4 protein-coding genes and 1 pseudogene are annotated in these 3,106 nt (G+C 70.1%); 4 read left to right on the top strand and 1 reads right to left on the bottom strand.

Features of this window, described 5'->3' with window-relative positions:
- Positions 1–643 (top strand): annotated as a pseudogene (locus tag EHS43_RS41280) (AMP-binding protein); the annotation flags it as partial.
- Between the two features lie 61 nt (positions 644–704).
- Here EHS43_RS41280 and EHS43_RS41275 read toward each other — a convergent pair.
- Positions 705–1,103 carry a rodlin gene (locus EHS43_RS41275; protein WP_125195641.1) on the bottom strand — a complete coding sequence of 133 codons (399 nt, stop codon included), beginning with the start codon at positions 1,101–1,103 and terminating at the stop codon, positions 705–707.
- 250 nt (positions 1,104–1,353) lie between these two features.
- Here EHS43_RS41275 and EHS43_RS41270 point away from each other — a divergent pair, with 250 nt between their 5' ends.
- The 3 genes from EHS43_RS41270 to EHS43_RS41260 all read left to right on the top strand — a co-directional run.
- A complete protein-coding gene (locus EHS43_RS41270) occupies positions 1,354–1,746 on the top strand; it encodes a rodlin (RefSeq protein ID WP_125195640.1) in 393 nt (130 codons plus the stop codon).
- A 266-nt stretch (positions 1,747–2,012) separates the two neighbouring features.
- Positions 2,013–2,240, top strand: a complete 228-nt coding sequence (locus EHS43_RS41265) for a chaplin (RefSeq protein ID WP_125195639.1) — start codon at positions 2,013–2,015, stop codon at positions 2,238–2,240.
- 128 nt (positions 2,241–2,368) lie between these two features.
- On the top strand, positions 2,369–3,106 hold a 738-nt coding region (locus EHS43_RS41260; protein WP_185806631.1), incomplete at its 3' end, for a chaplin.

Here is a 3,106-nt window from a genome sequence, read left to right as displayed (position 1 = left end):
GTGCCGGGAACAGGCTCCCCGCCCCGGCACGGTCGGGCAGCCTGTTCCCGGCACCGCGATCCGCATCGCCGAGGACGGCGAGGTCCACATCAAGGGCGGGGTCGTCTTCGGCGCCTACTGGAACAACCCCGAGGCCACCGACGTCGTCCTCAAGGACGAGTGGTTCGCCACGGGCGACCTCGGCGCCCTCGACGAGGACGGCTATCTCACCATCACCGGCCGCAAGAAGGACCTCCTGATCACCACCGGCGGCAAGAACGTCGCCCCGGCCGTCCTGGAGGACCGCCTGCGCAGCCAGGCACCCGTCGGCCAGTGCCTGGTCGTCGGCGACAACCGCCCCTTCGTCGCCGCCCTGATCACCCTCGACCCCGAGGCGATGACCCACTGGCTGGCGGTGCGGGGGCTGCCCGCCGACACCCCGCACTCCGCACTCGTCGAGGACGAACGGCTGCGCGCCGACATCCAGAAGGCGGTCGATCACGCCAACGCGGCCGTCTCCCGCGCCGAGTCGATCCGTGCGTTCCGGCTGGTCGAGGGGGAGTTCACCGAGGACAACGGCATGCTCACGCCGTCCCTGAAGCTCAAGCGGCACGTGGTGACGGCGGCCTACGCGCGGGAGATCGAGGCGCTGTACCGGCGCTGACACGCCGAAGGGGCCGCCGAGATGCTCGGCGGCCCCTTCGGCCTCGTCCGGAAGAACGGGATCAGCGACCCGCCTCCTGGGCGGTGGACAGGATCGACACGTCCTCCAGCAGGTGGGCCAGCGCACCGTCCCGCTTGGCCTGGGTGGAGTTCTCGGCACACTGCTGGGTCTGCTGGTCCGACAGGATCGGCACGTCCTGGACGTTGACGACCTGGAGCACACCGACGGGCAGGTCGCTGACGGCGATGCAGGGCTTGTTGAAGGACCCCTGGATCAGCGCCATCTGCGGGCTCATGTCGCCGTGGGTGCTGGAGTTGCCGAAGCTCTGCCACGAGCCGTTGCCGTTCGCCGCGGTCGGCCCCTGGTCATTGCCGATCGCGAGTGCCTGCGGAGCCGCGGCGGCGGAGGCACCCATGGCGGACGCGGCGATGGCCGCGGTGGCGACGATCTTCTTGATCACTGGCCAGTCCTTTCTGAGGAAGCCCCGTGGACCGGAGCGTTCTGGCTAACTGCGCGCCCACGGCGAGGTTTCTCCCGTTCACTCCGACGGCCCACAGCGGGTGCGGCCGCGAGTCCCGCGACAACCCGGTGCCGGCCGGGCGCCCGCCGGCGGCGATAGGGCCAATGGGGTGAACGCCCGCAACCATTCCGCACGTGCCGGGTTGATGTGGCCGTAGGGCATTGTGTCGCTACGAGGAAAGGAACGCGAAGTGCTTAAGAAGGCAATGGCCGCCGCGGCGGCCGCCGCTTCTGTCGTCGGAATGTCGGTGGCGGCAGCTCCGACGGCGCTTGCCATCGGCAACGACAACGGGCCGACCGTGCAGAACGGTAACGGCGCCACGTCGTCGTTCGGCAATTCGGCGACCAAGGGTGACATGAGCCCCCAGCTCTCGCTGGTCCAGGGCACGCTCAACAAGCCGTGCCTCGGCCTGAGCGACACCAACGTCGGCGTCCTGCAGATCGTCAACGTCCAGGACGTCCCGGTCCTGTCGGACCAGCTCACCCAGCAGTGCAGCGACAACTCCACCCAGTCCAAGCGGGACGGCGCCCTGTCGCACGTCCTGGAGGACCTGTCGGTTCTGTCGGCGGCAGCCGAGAAGTAGGCCTCAACAGGCTGAACCGGGCGGCCCGCGGAAATGTCTGCGGGCCGCCCGGCTTTTGTTTGTGTGCTTATTCATCGCCGTGGCCGAGGGTGAAACGGGTGACGCCACAGGGCAATCGAGTGAATTGCCCCGCGCCACGCATTCGGTAGTTTCTCCGACGGCTATCCCTCGTTCTACAGCCTGCAGGTCATGGCGCGAGCCGCTCCGTCTGCGCTCGCTCGGTCACACGCCGACAAAGGGGCATGACCGCAGAGAAGGGAAATCTCATGAAGAAGACCGCCGCTGTCGCCGCGGGCGTGATCATGGCCTTCGGCGTGGCCGCCCCGGCCTTCGCTGACGCCGGCGCTCAGGGTGCCGCCATCGGTTCCCCGGGTGTCCTCTCCGGCAACGTCGTCCAGGTCCCGATCCACATCCCGGTCAACGTGTGCGGCAACACGGTCAACGTGATCGGCGCGCTGAACCCGGCGTTCGGCAACCACTGCGTGAACGACTGACCGCGTAACGCCTCAGCCGTACCGGCTGTCTTGGCCGGCCCTGGACCGCTCCACTCCGTCCGGGGCCGGCTTTTCCCACTTCTACAAGCAGGAAGACAACGAGATTGCGACAGACCCTGAGTAGGGGAATGGTCGCGGCCGCCGCCGCGACAAGCATTCTGTCCCTGTGCAGCAGCCCTGTCCTCGCCGACACGCACACGAGCGGTGGCACCGCGGATTCGGCCGGCGTCCTGTCCGGCGACCGTGCGGCGGCGCCCGTCGAGGTGCCGGTCAACGCCTGCGGCGACTCGGTCGACGCGGCCGCCGCGCTCAACCCGGCGTTCGGCAACTCCTGTGCCGTCGCACCGGGTTCGGGCAGACACCGCGCCCCCGGCGTGTCTCGCGGCCCCGCCGACACGGGTTACGGCGACGACTCCGGGCACGGAGGGGACAGCGGGTACGGCGACTCCGGCCAGGAGGAGGGCGGTGGCTACGGCCAGGAGGAGGGCGGTGGCTACGGCGACCACACGCCGCCTCCGGGCGGCCACCACACGCCGCCTCCGGGTGGGGACCACACTCCGCCCCCTGGTGGTCACACGCCGCCTCCGGGTGGGGACCACACGCCGCCTCCCGGTGGTCATACGCCGCCTCCGGGAGGCGATCACACACCTCCGCCGGGTGGTCATACGCCGCCTCCGGGAGGCGATCACACGCCTCCGCCGGGTGGTCATACGCCGCCTCCGGGAGGCGATCACACGCCTCCGCCGGGTGGTCATACGCCGCCTCCGGGAGGGGACCACACCCCGCCGCCGGGTGGTCATACGCCGCCTCCGGGTGGAGAGCACACCCCGCCGCCCGGTGGTCACACGCCGCCTCCCGGTGGGGAC

The organism is Streptomyces sp. RP5T (genome assembly GCF_003933965.1).
Lineage (GTDB): Bacteria > Actinomycetota > Actinomycetes > Streptomycetales > Streptomycetaceae > Streptomyces.
This window is presented reverse-complemented; position numbering and strand designations above follow the sequence as displayed.